Annotated in this window: 14 protein-coding genes; 13 read left to right on the forward strand and 1 reads right to left on the reverse strand. The window is 73.2% G+C overall.

Going from position 1 to position 14,413, the window contains the following annotated elements; all coding sequences use genetic code 11:
• Positions 1-49: 49 nt before the first annotated feature.
• The 3 genes from KLI87_RS21870 (at position 50) to KLI87_RS21880 (ending at position 2,664) form a co-directional block, all read left to right on the forward strand.
• The gene (locus tag KLI87_RS21870; protein WP_214618445.1) at positions 50-460 is read left to right on the forward strand and encodes a hypothetical protein; all 411 of its coding nucleotides are present in this window, start codon (positions 50-52) and stop codon (positions 458-460) included.
• The gene (locus KLI87_RS21875) at positions 453-2,039 is read left to right on the forward strand and encodes a multicopper oxidase family protein (RefSeq protein WP_250904078.1); all 1,587 of its coding nucleotides are present in this window, start codon (positions 453-455) and stop codon (positions 2,037-2,039) included. The genes KLI87_RS21870 and KLI87_RS21875 overlap by 8 nt, the downstream gene beginning before the upstream one ends.
• 313 nt (positions 2,040-2,352) lie before the next feature.
• Positions 2,353-2,664 carry a hypothetical protein gene (locus KLI87_RS21880; protein WP_156215754.1) on the forward strand — a complete coding sequence of 104 codons (312 nt, stop codon included), beginning with the start codon at positions 2,353-2,355 and terminating at the stop codon, positions 2,662-2,664.
• Between the two features lie 73 nt (positions 2,665-2,737).
• Here KLI87_RS21880 and KLI87_RS21885 read toward each other — a convergent pair whose 3' ends face one another.
• Positions 2,738-3,142 carry a nitroreductase family deazaflavin-dependent oxidoreductase gene (locus tag KLI87_RS21885; RefSeq protein ID WP_214618446.1) on the reverse strand — a complete coding sequence of 135 codons (405 nt, stop codon included), beginning with the start codon at positions 3,140-3,142 and terminating at the stop codon, positions 2,738-2,740.
• 116 nt (positions 3,143-3,258) lie between these two features.
• Between KLI87_RS21885 and KLI87_RS21890 the strand changes: the two genes are divergently transcribed.
• From KLI87_RS21890 to KLI87_RS21930, 10 genes are all read left to right on the forward strand, one after another.
• Positions 3,259-3,891 carry a Crp/Fnr family transcriptional regulator gene (locus tag KLI87_RS21890; RefSeq protein WP_214618447.1) on the forward strand — a complete coding sequence of 211 codons (633 nt, stop codon included), beginning with the start codon at positions 3,259-3,261 and terminating at the stop codon, positions 3,889-3,891.
• Positions 3,892-3,962: 71 nt separating this feature from the next.
• The gene (locus tag KLI87_RS21895; RefSeq protein WP_214618448.1) at positions 3,963-4,706 is read left to right on the forward strand and encodes a hypothetical protein; all 744 of its coding nucleotides are present in this window, start codon (positions 3,963-3,965) and stop codon (positions 4,704-4,706) included.
• Positions 4,703-6,889, forward strand: a complete 2,187-nt coding sequence (locus KLI87_RS21900; RefSeq protein WP_214618449.1) for a hypothetical protein — start codon at positions 4,703-4,705, stop codon at positions 6,887-6,889. Before KLI87_RS21895 ends, KLI87_RS21900 begins: the two co-directional genes overlap by 4 nt.
• A 47-nt stretch (positions 6,890-6,936) precedes the next feature.
• Positions 6,937-7,806, forward strand: a complete 870-nt coding sequence (locus KLI87_RS21905) for an SDR family NAD(P)-dependent oxidoreductase (RefSeq protein WP_214618450.1) — start codon at positions 6,937-6,939, stop codon at positions 7,804-7,806.
• A 23-nt stretch (positions 7,807-7,829) separates the two neighbouring features.
• Positions 7,830-8,639, forward strand: coding sequence for an EI24 domain-containing protein (locus tag KLI87_RS21910; protein WP_308166117.1), 810 nt, complete (start codon positions 7,830-7,832; stop codon positions 8,637-8,639).
• Positions 8,640-8,705: 66 nt separating this feature from the next.
• Positions 8,706-10,238, forward strand: coding sequence for a hypothetical protein (locus tag KLI87_RS41060; RefSeq protein ID WP_214618451.1), 1,533 nt, complete (start codon positions 8,706-8,708; stop codon positions 10,236-10,238).
• Between the two features lie 71 nt (positions 10,239-10,309).
• On the forward strand, positions 10,310-12,058 hold the full coding sequence (locus KLI87_RS21920; protein ID WP_156215761.1) for a hypothetical protein: 1,749 nt from the start codon (positions 10,310-10,312) through the stop codon (positions 12,056-12,058).
• The gene (locus KLI87_RS41065; RefSeq protein ID WP_281377906.1) at positions 12,058-12,189 is read left to right on the forward strand and encodes a hypothetical protein; all 132 of its coding nucleotides are present in this window, start codon (positions 12,058-12,060) and stop codon (positions 12,187-12,189) included. The genes KLI87_RS21920 and KLI87_RS41065 overlap by 1 nt, the downstream gene beginning before the upstream one ends.
• Before the next feature lie 13 nt (positions 12,190-12,202).
• Positions 12,203-13,051 (forward strand): glycosyltransferase, encoded by an 849-nt coding sequence (locus KLI87_RS21925; RefSeq protein WP_156215762.1) that lies wholly within the window; start codon positions 12,203-12,205, stop codon positions 13,049-13,051.
• Positions 13,048-14,409 carry a glycosyltransferase family 4 protein gene (locus KLI87_RS21930; RefSeq protein ID WP_214618452.1) on the forward strand — a complete coding sequence of 454 codons (1,362 nt, stop codon included), beginning with the start codon at positions 13,048-13,050 and terminating at the stop codon, positions 14,407-14,409. Before KLI87_RS21925 ends, KLI87_RS21930 begins: the two co-directional genes overlap by 4 nt.
• Positions 14,410-14,413: the final 4 nt, after the last annotated feature.

The following is a 14,413-nucleotide window of genomic DNA, read 5'->3' on the forward strand; positions in this document are numbered from 1 at the left end:
GATAACTCCCGGGTCATAGCGTCAGGGGCGATCGAGAGGAGGTCGCCCTATGGCCACCGTCGCCGGCGGTTCGCGCCGGGTCAGGCCCATCGAGTGGGTGATGCGCGCGGTCGTCAGCGCGCACGCGGTTCTGATCTTCGGGCAGCCGGTGTTCGCCGGCGTCTATCTGAGCGGTGACTTCGACGGCCTGCGCTGGCATGCGGCCGGCGCGAACGTCGTCACGTCGGTCGGGTACGTGCAGGTGGTCGTCGGAATCGTCGCCTGGGTCCGGTTGCGCCGGGCCTGGCCGTTCCTCGCCACGATGGCGCTGGTGGTCGCGGAGACGGTGCAGTACTTCGCCGGGTTGGGCGGCGCGCTGTGGCTGCACATCCCGCTGGGCGTGATGACGATCGTCGCGCTGGTCGTGATGTTCATCGCGGTCTGGTGGGCGCCCGTCCGGAGGGAGGGCACCGATGCGTGAGCGGGGGATGGGCAGGCGGCAGGTGCTCGGCATCGGCGGGGCGCTCGGGCTGATGGCGGCCTCCGGGCTGTCGGTGTCGGCCGCGTTCTCGCGGCGTCCGGCGCTGACCGGCGCGGAGTTGCGCAGCGACCTGCCGTTGCCGCCCGCGTTCCGGGTGCCGCTGCCGGTCCCGCCCGTCCTGAAGCCGGTGAGCACGTCCGGCGGGGCGGACCGGTACGAGATCACCCAGCGGGTGGAGAGCGCGGAGATCCTGCCGGGGCACCGGACGCCGCTGTGGACCTACGACGGAACGTTCCCGGGGCCGACGATCGAGGCGCGCCGGGGGCGTCCGGTCAGCATCACGCACCGCAACGAGCTGCCCGTGCCGACGGTCGTCCACCTGCACGGCGGACGGACCGCGCCGGACTCCGACGGCTATCCGACCGACCTCGTCCTGCCCGAGGAATGGCAGGAGGGCCATGGCGCGCACGGCGGCGGGCACAAGATGAGCGATCCGCGGGCCGTGGTGACCAGGGTGACGCGCCGGTACACCTTTCCGATGGACCAGCGGCCGACGCTGCTCTGGTACCACGACCACCGGATGGACTTCACCGCTCCCGCGATCTGGCAGGGGCTGGCGGGGCTCCATGTCGTCCGGGACGACGCCGAGGACGCGCTCGGCCTGCCCTCGGGGCGGCGCGAGCTGCCCCTCATGATCACCGATCGGGCGTTCGCGGACAGCGGTGCCCTCGTCTATCCCGCGATCGACCGGACGCTGCGGACGCGGCCCGGCGTCCGCGGTGCCTACCTCGGCGGGGTCCTCGGTGATGTGATCCTGGTCAACGGCGCTCCGTGGCCGGTGCACGAGGTCGACGCCGTCCGGTACCGGCTGCGCTTCCTGAACGCCTCGAACGCCCGGCACTACGACCTTGAGGCGATCGGGCCCGACGGGCGCCGGCTCGATCTCGTCCAGGTCGGCTCCGACCAGGGGCTGCTCGCGGCGCCCGTCACGCACCGGCGGCTGCCGATCGCCCCCGCCGAACGCTACGACGTGGTCATCGACTTCGCGGACGTCCCGGTCGGCGGCATGGTCAGGATCGCCAACCGGCTGGGCTCGGGCCGCACCGGCGACGTGATGGCGTTCCGGGTCGCGCGCAGGGCCGCCGACGGGAGCCGCGTGCCGCGCGTGCTGTCGACCGACCTTCCGACCTGGCGGCGGTCGGAGGCCGTGCGGACGCGCGAGTTCTCCTTCCGCGCCGGACGGATGCACGGGGACCACGGGTGGCTGATCGGCGGGCTGCCGTTCGATCCCGCGCGCTCGGACGTCAAGGTCGGTCTCGGCGATGTCGAGGTGTGGCGGCTGGTGGCCGACGTCCACCATCCCGTCCATCTGCATCTGGTCGGTTTCCGGGTGCTTTCCCGCAGCGGTCGAAAGCCCCTGCCCCAGGACGCGGGGCTGAAGGACACCGTTTCGCTGCGTCCGGGCGAATCGGCGGAGATCATCACGCGTTTCGACGGCTACCGGGGGCGCTATCTCTTCCACTGCCACAACGCCGAGCACGAGGACATGGGAATGATGGCCAATCTGGAGATCACCTGACGGCGTGGGGCGCCCGCGCGCGTGTTCGGCGTATTGGACCACGGCGGTGGTGACGGCTCGGTGATCTGAGGGGGCCAGGTATCCGCCTGGTGACAGCATCCTCCCTGCACCAGATGACCTCTTGTCCGTATGTGAGGGGAGAGTTACCGTCGGTGGCAAGCGCAGCAGTTGTAGCGGTTTGATCGAAGTGGATCACCTGTAGCGCTCTGAGGCCCCCCTCGGCGGAAACCGGTGTACGTCGTCCGGCCCCAGGACGCGCCAGAACGGCTCGACCGCCGCGCCGAACAGACCACCACTCGAAAGGACGAGATCCATGGATCTGCCGACCATACAGTCGAACCTGGAGGGCGTGACCGAGCGCGCCGTCGCCACCGTCTTCACCGGCACGGCCACGTTCGTCACGCACGGCCAGGTCATCCTCAACGCGACCTCGGGCTCCTTCACGCCCAACACGCGGGTCACCGCCTCCATCGTCGAGCTCGACAGCAACGGGCTCCCGCAGATCGGTGCGGCGCGCCTGACCATTCACAACGTCCAGCCCTACCAGGGCGGCGTGCGCGTCTGGGCGAACATCGAATGGGGCTCCAACCTGCGAGTCCGGGTCAGTTACTTCTGGGAGACCTGACCCTTCCGCATGATGGTGCGGGCGGCCTGATTCAAGCGGGCCGCCCGCACCTCCCCCTTCCAGGACGCGGGCGTCAGATCCGCTCCAGGAAGACAACCGGGATCTCCCGGTCCACCGTCTTCCGGTACTTCTCGTAGTTCGGCCAGACGGCGACCATCTTGGACCACACCGCCGCGCGCTCGGCGGCGCTCGCGTCCCGCGCCCTGGCCGTGAACCTGTCCCCCCTGACCTGGACCTTCACCTCGGGCTCGGCCTGGAGGTTCTGGTACCAGTTCGGGTTGACCGGGGCGCCGCCGTCGGAGGCCACGAGCACGTAGGCCCCGTCGTGCTCCTGGTAGATCAGCGGGGACTTGCGCTCCACACCGCTCTTGCGCCCCCTGGTGGTGAGGATGAGGACCGGCGCGCCGTTCTCCCAGTCGTGCCCGACCTCGCCGTCGGTCTCCTCGTAGCGGCGCACATGCTCGGGGCCGTACAGCACGGTCTCTCCCTCCCGTTGATGATCATCTTCTCCGCCCAACATACGCCGTGGGCGTCCCGCCGGGACAGGGACGCTCGTACCTGGCCCGGGACGGCGGACTGTGGCAGACAGGAAGGATGGACGTCACGGCGGGAGTGTGGGACCGGCTGATCACGGAGGGCACCGGGAAGCGGTTCGGCGCCGGGGAGGTCGTGCTGCGGCAGGGGGATCCGCCGACGCACGTGCTGATCCTGGTGTCGGGACGGGTGAAGGTGCTGCTCACCCTGCCGCAGGGCGAGGTGCTGCTGCTGGCCGTCCGGGGGCCGGGGGAGCTGCTCGGCGAGATCGCCGTGCTCGGCGGGGACGACCGGTCGGCGACGGTCGTGGCCATCGACGCGTGCGAGACGCGGGTGGTGGCGGCCGAGCGGTTCCGGGCGCTGGTGCGTTCGACCGGGCTGCAGGACGAGCTGCTGCGCCGGGCCGTGCGGCGGTTCCGCGAGGCCGAGGCGTGGCGGGGCGAGATCGCCACGCTGCCCGCCGGGACGCGGGTCGCGCGGGCGCTGGTGCGGCTCGCGGTGGCGTCCGGGGAGACGGTGTGGCTCGGCCAGATGGAGATCGGTCAGGCGGTGGGGCTGTCGCGCGGCGTGGTCGCCGCCGAGCTGGCGCGGTTACGGGACCTGGGGCTGGTCGTGACCGAGCGGCGGCGGGTCGTCATCCTCGATCTCCCCGGGCTGCGGGACCTGGCCGATTCGGGACAAGGTTCTGTCTGATTCCGGACACACAGGGTGTTCGGGCGCCTGCATGGTGGACGGGACATTCAGCCCCCGGGGGAGTCGCAATCATGGAAACGTTCCGCGCGCTGCTCGTCGTCGACGCCGAGCGGTTCAGCGCCCACAGCGACGTGCAGCTGCCCGTGCTGCACATGGAGATCCGGCGCGCGCTCGGCGCCGCGTTCGACCGGAGCGGGCTCGCGCAGGCGTGGGGTTCCGTCCGGTTCGTGGAGAGCACGGGGGACGGGATCCTCGCGATCCTCCCGCACGACATCACGCCGCGCCTGGTCGAGCCGTTCCCCCGGTACCTCCAGGACGAGCTGCACGCGGCGGCGCCCAGGTTGCGGGCCGCCGAGATGCGGTTGCGGCTGCGCGTGGCGATGCACATCGGGCTGGTGGACGACGAGCGTCCAGAGGCGCCGGGCATCTCCACCGCGACCGTCGACGTCAACCGGCTCCTGGACGCCGAACCCCTGCGCGAGGCGTTGAAGCGCAGCGATCCCGGGGTGACGTACGCGGCGTTCCTGCTGTCGGCGGAGCTGTTCAGCGTCTACGTCGTGGGCGGACGGTCGGGCCTGCGCGAGAGCCAGTTCACCGAGGTGGCGGTCAAGGTGAAGCAGTTCGAGCGGCCCGCCTACCTGTACGTCCCCGCCCCGTCCCGGGGCCCGGACGAGCAGGAAGGGCCGCCCGCCGAACCCGCGCCGCCCCCGCCGGCCGGGCCGTCGATCAGCGGCATCACGATCACCGGCGACGGCGCGCAGAACGCGATCGGCAACACCGTCTCCGGCGGCGACCTCCGGCAGGAGCGGCGATGACGCAGATCATCGAGGACGTCACGATCAGCGGTGACGGCGCGCAGAACGCGATCGGCAACTGGGCCTCGCGCGACCTCATCCTGACCCAGCTCCAGTTCGTCACCCGCCAGCCGTCGATGGTGCTCTCGGAGGGGGAGATCGCCGACCGGGTCGCGGGGTACGTGCCGGTGCCCAACCACGAGGAGGTCCTCCGCACCCTGCACGAGTACCACGCGGTGGGGATCGCGGGAGCGCCCGGCTCGGGGGCCGCGACGACGGCGGTCGCCGCGCTGCGGCAGCTGCGTCCCGACCTGCCGATCCGGCAGTTCTCCATGGACACCGAGGACGTCGAGCAGATCGGTGCCCGCCAGCCCCAGGGATACCTGGTGCGCGCCGGCGACGAGGAGGGCGACTCACGGTTGCGGACCTGTATGGAGGCGGTGCAGGCGTCCGGTGGATATCTGCTCGTGGTCGGGGCGGCCGTCCAGGAGAAGTTCAGGGAGTTCCTGCCGGTATACCCGGTGTATCCACCGCCGCCGGAGGCCGTGTACCGGGCGTGGCTGACGCGCCGGGGCATCGACCATCCGCGCTGGTGGAACTGGTCGCGCGCGCCGGCGCTGCTGCGGGACGCCAAGCCCTACGACGCGCGCCGCCTCGCCGAACTCGCCGCCTCGATCGGTAACGAGCACGAGGTCGAGCAGGTGTACCTCCGGTGGAACGAGCAGTTGCACACCTGGTTCGCCAAGAACGGCGAGCCCCGGGACCAGGCGCTGATGATCGCCGCCGCGACGATCGCGCCCGCGGACGAGACGAGCGTGTACGGGGCGGCGCTGTCGCTGGCCCGCCAGCTCAACATCCGGCCGGAGGGCGGGGGGCTCGTGTGGTGCCCGTCCACCGGGCTGAACGAGCTGCTCGGCGCCGACCGGGAGGGCGACCGGCTCGTGTTCCGGCGGCAGGGCTACGCCGAGTCCGTCCTGCGGCACGTGTGGGACGACTACCCGCTGACGCGGACGGACCTGCTGACCTGGCTGTCGGCGCTGCCCGTCGACGACGAGGTGGACCTGCCGCGCGACCTGCGCGGCAAGCTGGTCGAGGTGTTCGCCGACCTCGCCGCCGAGCACGACGCGGTGGACAAGATCCTACGGAAGGCGGAGGTGTGGGCGACCCGGCACGGGGCCGCCGACCTGTCCTACATCGCGCTGGCCCGGACGTGCCTGCACCCGCGTGTGGGCGGGCGCGTGCGGCGGCGGATGTACGAGCTGGCGACGGAGCGGCGGACGCCGCAGATGCTCAAGCTGACGGTGGCGCAGGTCTGCGAGGTGCTGGGGCAGACGCACGTGTCGGTCGCGCTGACCCGGTTGAAGCACCTCGGCACCTACGGCGACGACGTCGTCCAGGAAGAGGTGTTCCAGGTGGTGCGGGCGCTCGCCGCCGTCCACCCGGAGCAGGTGTTCCAGACGTTGCTGATCTGGTGCCGGACCGCCATGAACCTCCAGTCCCAGAAGGACATGTTCAACAGGGCGCGCATCGGGCTGCGGGCGCTGCTCGGTGAGCACGACCGCCCGCTGCCCTCGCAGTATGAGGCGCCGGTCCCCGACAGGACGCGGCTGCGGAGCGTGCTGGAGGTGATGGAGCAGCTCGCGGCGTGCGGCGAGCATGTCCGCCCGCTGGTGGTGGACGCGGCGCGGACGCTGGCGGCCGGCGGGTACCGGGCCCACGTCCTCCAGGCGGCGCTGGTGTGGGCGGGGCGTCCTGGCCCGGCCTCGATGATGGGCACGGAGATCTTCCTGATGCTGGCCGCCGAGCAGGCCCCGGACGGCATCCCCGTGATCCTGACGGACCCGGGAGCCATCGACCCCGTCGACTGCACCCCCGCGTGGGCGGTGGCGATCGCGACGCAGGCGATGGGGCAGGGCGGGTTCGCCGCGTTCGAGGGGACGCTGCGGCTGTGGCTGGACGCGGCGTCCAGGCTCCCCGCGCTGCGTCCGCGCATCGTCTCGATGATCGAGCGGGCGACGGGCGGCGACATCATGCGCCGGGCGGTCGTGCTGGGCATCGTCCGGCGCTGGGCGCTGACCGGCCCGGGCCGGAACGGGGTGAAGAACGACGTCCTGGTCCGGCTGCTGTACCCGGAGTGGAAGCGGCTGCTGTTCGTGGTCTGGGTGTGGGTGAGTTCGATGTTCGTCCGCGACACGTCGGAGTGACGACGTGCGGGGTTGCCGGGGGTTCCGGGCGGTGGTGGGGTGGGGGGATGCAGAGCGGGATCGCGATCGTGACCGGAGGGACGTCCGGGATCGGGAAGGAGATCGCGCGGGGGCTGGCGCGGCGCGGGTTCCTGGTGGGGATCGTGTGCCGGAGCGAGATGCGGGCGCGGGCGACGGTCGAGGAGTTCGCGGGGAGCGTCCCGGGGGCGCGGGTCGAGACGTTCATCGGCGACCTGTCGGTGCAGATGGACGTCCGCCGGGTCGCCGCGTCGCTGGAGGAGCGCTTCGACCGGCTGGACGTGCTGGTCAACAACGCGGGCGCGCACCTGGTGCGCGCCAAGGTCAGCGCCGACGGCCATGACCGGATGGTCGCGACCAACCACCTGGGCCCGTTCCTGCTCACGAACCTGCTGCTCGGGCTGCTGGAGCGGGCGGCGCCGTCGCGGGTGGTCGTGCTGGCGTCGGAGGCGCACCGCGGCGCCGGGCGGCTCGACGTGGAGCGGATGGCCGAACCCGGGTCCTACGGGGCGGCCGGGTCCCTCCGCGTGTACGGCCGGACGAAGCTGCTCAACATCCTGTTCGCGCGGGAGTTGGCGCGGCGGATGGAGGGCAGCGGCGTCGCGGTGAACGCGGTGTGCCCCGGGGTCGTCGCGACGGGGCTCGGCCGGGACGTGCGGGGCACCGAGCGGCTGGGGTCGCTGCTCGCGCGGACGCCCGTCCTGCGGACTCCTGAGCAGGGCGCGCGGATGGCGCTCCGGCTCGCGGCCGACGCCGAGTTCGAGGGCGACAGCGGCGGGTTCTACAGCTCGGCGCCCGGCGCGGGCATGCTTCCGGTCACGGGGGCGCTGAAGGATCCGGAACTGGGCCGGGCGGTCTGGGAGCGATCCGCTCGCCTTGTGGGCCTCCCTGCGAGTTAACGCGGGCCGATAGCGTGGAGCGCGTGAACGACGTGGAGGCTCCCCGGCCGTCGGCCCTCAAGGACCTGTTCGACGGCGCCGGATACCTGGTGCGCGGCATCGCCTGGACGGCCCGCCACCCCGCGCAGTGGCTTTTCGGCCTGATCCCCGCGCTGATCGTCCTCGTGGTCTACGGGACGGCGCTGGTCGTGCTCGCGCTCAACCTGGACGGCCTCGCCGGGTGGGTGACGCCGTTCGCCGACGGCTGGTCGGACGGCGCGCGCACGTCCGCCCGCGTCGTCGCGGGGATCGCGATCCTCGGCGCGTCGGTGTTCCTCGCGGTCATCACGTTCACCGCGATGACGCTGCTGGTCGGCGACCCCTTCTACGAGGCGATCTCGGAGCGGGTGGAGGAGTCGGAGGGCGGCGCGCCGCCGGACCGGGACGAGGCGCCGCTGCTCACCCGGATCGGCCGCGAGATCGCGGACGCGCTGGTCCTCGCGTCCGTCGCGCTGGTGTTCGCGGTCGTGTTCTTCGCCTGCGGGTTCCTGCCGGTGGTGGGGCAGACGGTGGTCCCGGTGGTCGCGGCGCTGGTGTCCGGCTACTTCCTGGCGGGCGAGCTGACCTCGGTCGCGCTGGACCGGCGGGGGCTGCGGCGCCGCGACCGCTTCGCGCTGCTGAAGCGCCGCCGTCCGCTCGCGCTCGGCTTCGGTGTCGCGACGTTCGTGGTGTTCCTCATACCGTTCGGCGCGGTACTGGCCATGCCGGGCGCGGTCGCGGGCGGGACGCTGCTCGCGCGGGAGCGGCTCGCGGAGGCGGTTCCGGCCGATTCGGGGGGACTCGTCGCGGGCTAGGCATTGTGTCCGGAGCGTGATTGGTCGTCCGGACGGAATGGATGATCTTCGCGTAACGTGTGCCGCATGTCCGATCAGGGGGAGCGCAACGTGCGCTGGACCGAGACGAGCGAGAGCGATACCGGTGGCGAGCCGAAGGACTCGCAGGCAGGGGCGGAGACGGACGTCCCGCGGATGGGCTTCCCCGAGGCCAAGGTGCCCGAGGTGCGGGTGCCCCCGCCCGCGGGCCGCACCGAGTTCTCCGAGCCGGCCGCGCCGCCCGCGCCACCCGCCGCGCCACCGGCAGGGCCCGTGCCGCACGACGTCTGGGGAAAGGTCGAGGGGCCTCCCGCCCCGCCCGCCGCCCCGCCCGCCACTACGCCCGCCGCGTCGCGGCCGGAGCCCGCGCCCGTGCCCGACCTGCCCGTGCCCGAACTGCCGGAGGCCGTCCTGCCGGAGCTGGCGCCGCGGGAGCCCGCGCCGCCCGCGGCCGCAGAGCCCGCCCCGCCCGCGTCCGCGCCGATGACGTTCCCGCCCGCGCCGCCCGAGTTCGCCACGCCCGCCGCCCCGACCGCACCCGCCGGGCCGCCGCCGCCCGAGCCGCCCGCGCCGGGTGAGGCCGAGGACGTGAAGGTGGCGCCGGTCCCGGAGGAGTCCCCCCAGTGGGAGGGGGCCCTGTTCGAGGACTCCGGCGAGGGCGACCCGCTCTACCAGGCGGCGGTCCCCTCGGGGGTGGGCGGTCCGGCGCGTCCGGGCAAGCCGAGCAGCGGCAACTGGCAGATGCCGGACTGGATGGCCGACGAGTCCGCCGCCGACGCCAAGCTCGGCGGCTCGCCCGCGCCCGCGCACGACGAGTTGGACGGCGGCGGCAAGGGCCGGATCGTGCTGTTCGGCGGCGTCGGCCTGCTGGTCGTCGCGCTGGTCGCGGCGGGCGGCTTCTACCTGCTGAAGGGCGGCGGCGAGGAGGCCAAGCCGCAGGGCGGCAAGAAGAGCCGCCCGCCCTCCACCCAGCAGGAGCCCGAGCAGCGCCCGCAGGACTCGCAGGTGAAGATGCCGCCCGACAAGCGGCTCCGCACGTTCGCCGGACGGCCGAGCCGCGTGCTCGGACGGGTGACCGACGCCCGCGCGGGCCTGGCGTGGCCCCGGCTGGGCCCGCCCTGGCAGGTGCCGGGCAAGCGGGCCAAGGTCGGCACGCCCGGCTGGTCGGGCCAGCAGGTGACGGTGACCGAGCGCCGCGGCCGGCGGGTCGGTTACGGGCAGTTCCTCACCAACGTGCTGCCCCCGGCGTTGCAGGGCGGCTACCACGGCCCGGAGAGCGTGAAGAGCGTCAGCGCCCAGGCGGCCAAGCACTTCGAGGAGCAGTACTACGGCTTCCCGCACCGCACGACGCCGCTGGCCTCGCAGTCGCTGACGGTCGGCGGCCACCGGGGCTGGATGGTCGCGTCCTACCTGACCTACAAGCGCGCGGGCGTCAAGGCGACCGGCGAGATCGTCGCGACCGCGGTGATCGACACCGGACGCCCGGCGCCCGCCGTGGTGCTCGCGGTGCTGCCGAACACCGGCAAGCAGGTCTGGCCGGACCTCCACCAGTTCTTCGCGCAGGTGAAGGTAGCCGCCTGACGCGGCGGTGCCGCCGCCCGGCGCGCGGAGGCTCCGGTTTCGCCCCATCGGTCCGGTAGCGTCCTAGCGCTATGCGCTATGGACGGGCGTTCCGCGTGGTCGGCCGGTCGCGGCCTCTGGTGCCCGCGCTGACCGGGCTGGGGCTCGGGCTCGCGGTGCTCGGGCCGGGGCTCGCGCCCGGTTTCGTGCTGTCCTACGACATGGTGTTCGTGCCCGACCCGTCGTTCACGCCGATGACGTTCGGGCTGACGGGGACGGTGCCGCGGCACGTGCCGAGCGACGTGTTCGTGACCGCGCTCGCGTCGGTCGTCCCGGCGGACGCGGCGCAGAAGCTCGTCCTGCTGGCGGTCTTCGTGATGGCGTGCGCGTCGGCGGCGTCGCTCGTCCCGTCGCGGCGGCTGTTACCGCGCCTGGCCGCCGGGGTCTGCTACACGTGGAACCCGTTCGTCGCGGAACGGCTGCTGCTCGGCCAGTGGGCGCTGCTGCTCGGTTACGCGGCGCTGCCGTGGGTGCTCGCGGCGGCCACCGGCGTGAACGAGCCCGGCGGCTCGCGGCGCCTCGTCCGCGCGCTGGTCCCGGCGGCGATCGGGGGTTTCGCCGCGCTGACCGTCTCCGCCATCGCCGCCCTCACCGCCGCGCTGGTCACGGGCCGCACGCGCGCGGGCCTGCGGGTGGTCGCGGTGGTCGCCGTGCTGAGCCTGCCGTGGCTGGTGCCGGGGCTGCTCCGTCCCGCCGGGATGCCGGAGGACGGCGGCGCGGTCGAGGTGTTCGCCGCCCGTGCCGACACGCCGTTCGGGACGCTCGGCAGCCTGCTCTCGCTCGGCGGCGTCTGGAACTCCGAGACCGTCCCGGTCGGTTACGGCAACCCGCTGTCGGCCACGTTCTGGCTGCTCCTCGTGCTCGCCGCTCTCGCCGCCCACGCCACGGGCCTGCGGCGCGGCGCCGAGGCGTGGAGCGCGTCGAGGGGGATCGCGGCGGCCGGGGTCGCCGGGTTCGCCGTCGCGGCGTTCGGGGCGGTGGCGGCGCCCGTCCTCGAAGGGATGGTCGACCTGTGGCCGGGGTTCGCGGTGCTGCGCGACGGCCAGCAGTACGTGGCGCCGCTGGCCGTGGTCGTCGCGGTCGGGCTCGGTACTGCCGCCGACCGCGCCGCCGGGGCGCGGTTGCCGCTGGTCCCGACCGGGGCCGTCCTCGCGCCGCTGCTCCTGCTGCCCACGCTGGCCTGGGGTGCGGCGGGCCACCTCCGCGCCGTCGACTACCCGGCGGACTGGGCGCGGGCCCGGCAGATCATCGAGGACGACCCGGCGCCCGGGGACGTGCTGGTGCTGCCATGGGCGTCCTACCGGAGCTATCCCTGGAACCACGACCGCCGCGTCCTCGACCCGCTACCGCGCTACCTGCGCCGCCGCGTCATCGTGAACGACGCCGTCACCGTGCAGCGCGCGGGCGAGGCGGTCACGGTGCGGCCGGAGGATCCCCGGGCGGTCCGGCTCGGGCGGATCATCGCCTCCGGGGCCCCGGACGCGGCCGCGCTGCGCCTCGAAGGTGTCCGGTATGTGGTATTTGATGCTGAGATATCCGCAAGTCATATACAACGTGCCACAACGCTGCTACGTAGCGCTGACCTGGTGGTGTACCGGATCGACGGTACGAGCCCCGCGCACGAGGCTCGGGTTTCGGTGGCGCCTGTTGTGACGGTATGGGTCACCGTGGGGGCAGTGGTCCTCTGGTCAATCCTGACGGCGGGGATTAGCCTGAGCCTTCCTCTGCTTGGCAGCATCAGAAGCATCACCCCCCGCCACCCTCGTCGAAGGGCAGAATGATGCGTATCGCGATTGCCGCTCTGGCCGGAATCCTGCTGGCCGGCGGCGCCTCCATCGGTGCGGTCCAGCTCGCCAGCGCCTCCCAGAAGGACCCGGTCGTCCAGCCGATGTACAACTACGGCTCGCGCTGACCGACCCGTCCTGATGGGGACGCGGCACAACGGCCCCGCCCCGCTGGAGATCATCGTCCCCGCCTACAACGAGGCCATCCGGCTTCCGGCGGGGCTGGGCCTGCTCAGTGAAAAGCTCGCCACGCTCCCGGCGAGCGCGCAGATCGTCGTCGTGGACAACGCCAGCACGGACGGGACGGCTGAGATCGTCCGGTCCTGGCGCGGTCCGGTCCCCGTCCGGCTGCTCCGCTGCGAGCGGCGCGGCAAGGGGGCCGCGGTCCGCACCGGCCTACTGGCGACGTCCGCCCCGTACATCGGGTACATGGACGCCGATATGGCCACCGACCTCGCCGCACTCGACGCCGTGCTCGCCCTGCTCCGGCAGGGTCACCCGGTCGTCGTGGGCTCCCGGCGGCACGGCCGGTCGGTCGTGGAGGGCTACAAGCTGCCCGCGCGGCGGCTCGGCGCCCTCACCTTCAACCGCGTCGTCCGCGATCTCGCGGGCGGCATTCCCGACACCCAATGCGGGTTCAAGTTCTTCTCGGGCCCGCTCGGCCGCGCCGCCGCGGCCGACCTGCGAACCGCGGGATTCTCCTTCGACGTCGAGCTGCTCGCGCACTGCGTGCGGCGCGGCGTGACCGTGACCGACATCCCGGTGGTCTGGCGTGACCGCCCGGGATCGACGTTCTCGGTCCGGCGGCACTCGTTGCAGTGCGTGTTCGAACTGGCCCGCATTCGCTCGCGCGCCAGGCGACCCGCTAGGCGGCCTGTCCCGAGGCCACCTCGCGCCGTCGTCACCGAGCGGACGGATCCGGACCTCTCGGAGGGACTCGTCCTGCCCGACGGCGGGCTGCCCTCCACCTCTGGCGCCGGACCGGGATGAGCATCTGCTCGCATCCCGGTGACACCTCGGTCGCGGGTCTGCGGCTGGCGGTCGTCAACTGGCGCGACCCGTGGCATCCCGCGGCCGGCGGGGCCGAGCGCTATGCGTGGCAGGTGGCGCGCGGTCTCGCCGGTCGTGGGGCCCATGTCCGGTACGTCACGAGTCGGGCGCCGGGCCGGCATCGCAGGGAACGGGTCGAGGACGTGGAACTCGTCCGACTCGGGGGACGGTTCACCGTCTATCCGCTCGTTCTCCTGTGGATGCTGGCCCGGCGTCGCTCGTTCGACGCGGTCGTGGACTGCCAGAACGGCATCCCGTTCTTCACGCCGTGGGCGCTGGGCCGCCGCGTCCCGGTGTTCTGCGTGATCCACCACGTGCACGACGCGCAGTTCGGCGTGTACTTCCGGTCCTGGCGCGTCTGGCTCGCCTGGCTCGGGCGTGCGCTGGAGGGCCCGGTGAGCCGCTGGACGTACCGGCGGCACGCGTACGTGGTCGTCTCGCCCTCGACGCTGCGCGCCGTCCGGGAAAGGCTGGCGTGGACGGGGCCCGTCTATGTGGTCCCCAACGGAATCCCCCGCGAGACCGGGTCCTTTCCTGTCGCGCCGGGGGAGGGCGGTGGGACGGAGCTGGTCTGCGTGACGCGGCTCGTCCCGCACAAGCGGCTCGACCTGCTACTCGACCTCGCCGAGCGGATCGCGGAGCGCCGTCCCGGGCTCCGGGTCCATGTCATCGGGGACGGTCCGGAGGGCCCCGCGCTCGCCGCCGAGATCGCGCGGCGCGGCCTCGGCGGCACGGTGATCGCCCACGGCTATGTCGCCGAGGACGCCAAGGCGGCCCTGGTCGCCCGCGCCGACCTGCACCTCAGCACGTCCGAGGGCGAGGGCTGGGGGCTCAGCGTGATCGAGGCCGCGGCGCTCGGCGTCCCGACCGTCGCGCGGAACGTGGACGGGCTCCGCGACGCCGTCCGCGACGGCGTCACCGGCTGGCTGACCGGCCCGTGCGAGCGGACGGACGAGGCCGTCGAACGCGCCCTCAAGGACCTGGACGACCCGTCCCGCCGGAAGGAGGTCGCCGAGGCCTGCCGGGCCTGGGCGGCGGAGTTCGCCTGGTCGCGGACCACGGACCGGATGGCGGCGCTGTTAGCCGCCGCCGTGCGGACGGGGACGTCCTCGACGAAGGACGACCGGGCGCACGTCGTGCACCGGTACGGTGACGAGCACCCGAGGGTGGTGGAGGGCCCGGTGCGCGACGAGCTCGTCGCGCTGCCGCACCGGACGCTCCGGACCGCGACCCCGACCGAGCGCCTCCTCGGACGCGCCGAACCCGCCGCGCCGCCCGAGCGGCGGGTGCGCTCGTAGAGGG

The sequence above is a fragment of the Actinomadura sp. NEAU-AAG7 genome (genome assembly GCF_018603865.1).
Taxonomy (GTDB): Bacteria; Actinomycetota; Actinomycetes; order Streptosporangiales; family Streptosporangiaceae; genus Spirillospora; species Spirillospora litoris.

What these genes read in the sequence shown, in the direction of transcription:
- KLI87_RS41065 (WP_281377906.1), top strand. Translation starts at nt 12,058, where the DNA reads ATGCGTATCGCGATTGCCGCTCTGGCCGGAATCCTGCTGGCCGGCGGC.
- KLI87_RS21930 (WP_214618452.1), top strand. Translation starts at nt 13,048, where the DNA reads ATGAGCATCTGCTCGCATCCCGGTGACACCTCGGTCGCGGGTCTGCGG.
- KLI87_RS21925 (WP_156215762.1), top strand. Translation starts at nt 12,203, where the DNA reads ATGGGGACGCGGCACAACGGCCCCGCCCCGCTGGAGATCATCGTCCCC.
- KLI87_RS21900 (WP_214618449.1), top strand. Translation starts at nt 4,703, where the DNA reads ATGACGCAGATCATCGAGGACGTCACGATCAGCGGTGACGGCGCGCAG.
- KLI87_RS21895 (WP_214618448.1), top strand. Translation starts at nt 3,963, where the DNA reads ATGGAAACGTTCCGCGCGCTGCTCGTCGTCGACGCCGAGCGGTTCAGC.
- KLI87_RS21920 (WP_156215761.1), top strand. Translation starts at nt 10,310, where the DNA reads ATGCGCTATGGACGGGCGTTCCGCGTGGTCGGCCGGTCGCGGCCTCTG.
- KLI87_RS21875 (WP_250904078.1), top strand. Translation starts at nt 453, where the DNA reads ATGCGTGAGCGGGGGATGGGCAGGCGGCAGGTGCTCGGCATCGGCGGG.
- KLI87_RS21905 (WP_214618450.1), top strand. Translation starts at nt 6,937, where the DNA reads ATGCAGAGCGGGATCGCGATCGTGACCGGAGGGACGTCCGGGATCGGG.
- KLI87_RS21880 (WP_156215754.1), top strand. Translation starts at nt 2,353, where the DNA reads ATGGATCTGCCGACCATACAGTCGAACCTGGAGGGCGTGACCGAGCGC.
- KLI87_RS41060 (WP_214618451.1), top strand. Translation starts at nt 8,706, where the DNA reads ATGTCCGATCAGGGGGAGCGCAACGTGCGCTGGACCGAGACGAGCGAG.
- KLI87_RS21890 (WP_214618447.1), top strand. Translation starts at nt 3,259, where the DNA reads ATGGACGTCACGGCGGGAGTGTGGGACCGGCTGATCACGGAGGGCACC.
- KLI87_RS21870 (WP_214618445.1), top strand. Translation starts at nt 50, where the DNA reads ATGGCCACCGTCGCCGGCGGTTCGCGCCGGGTCAGGCCCATCGAGTGG.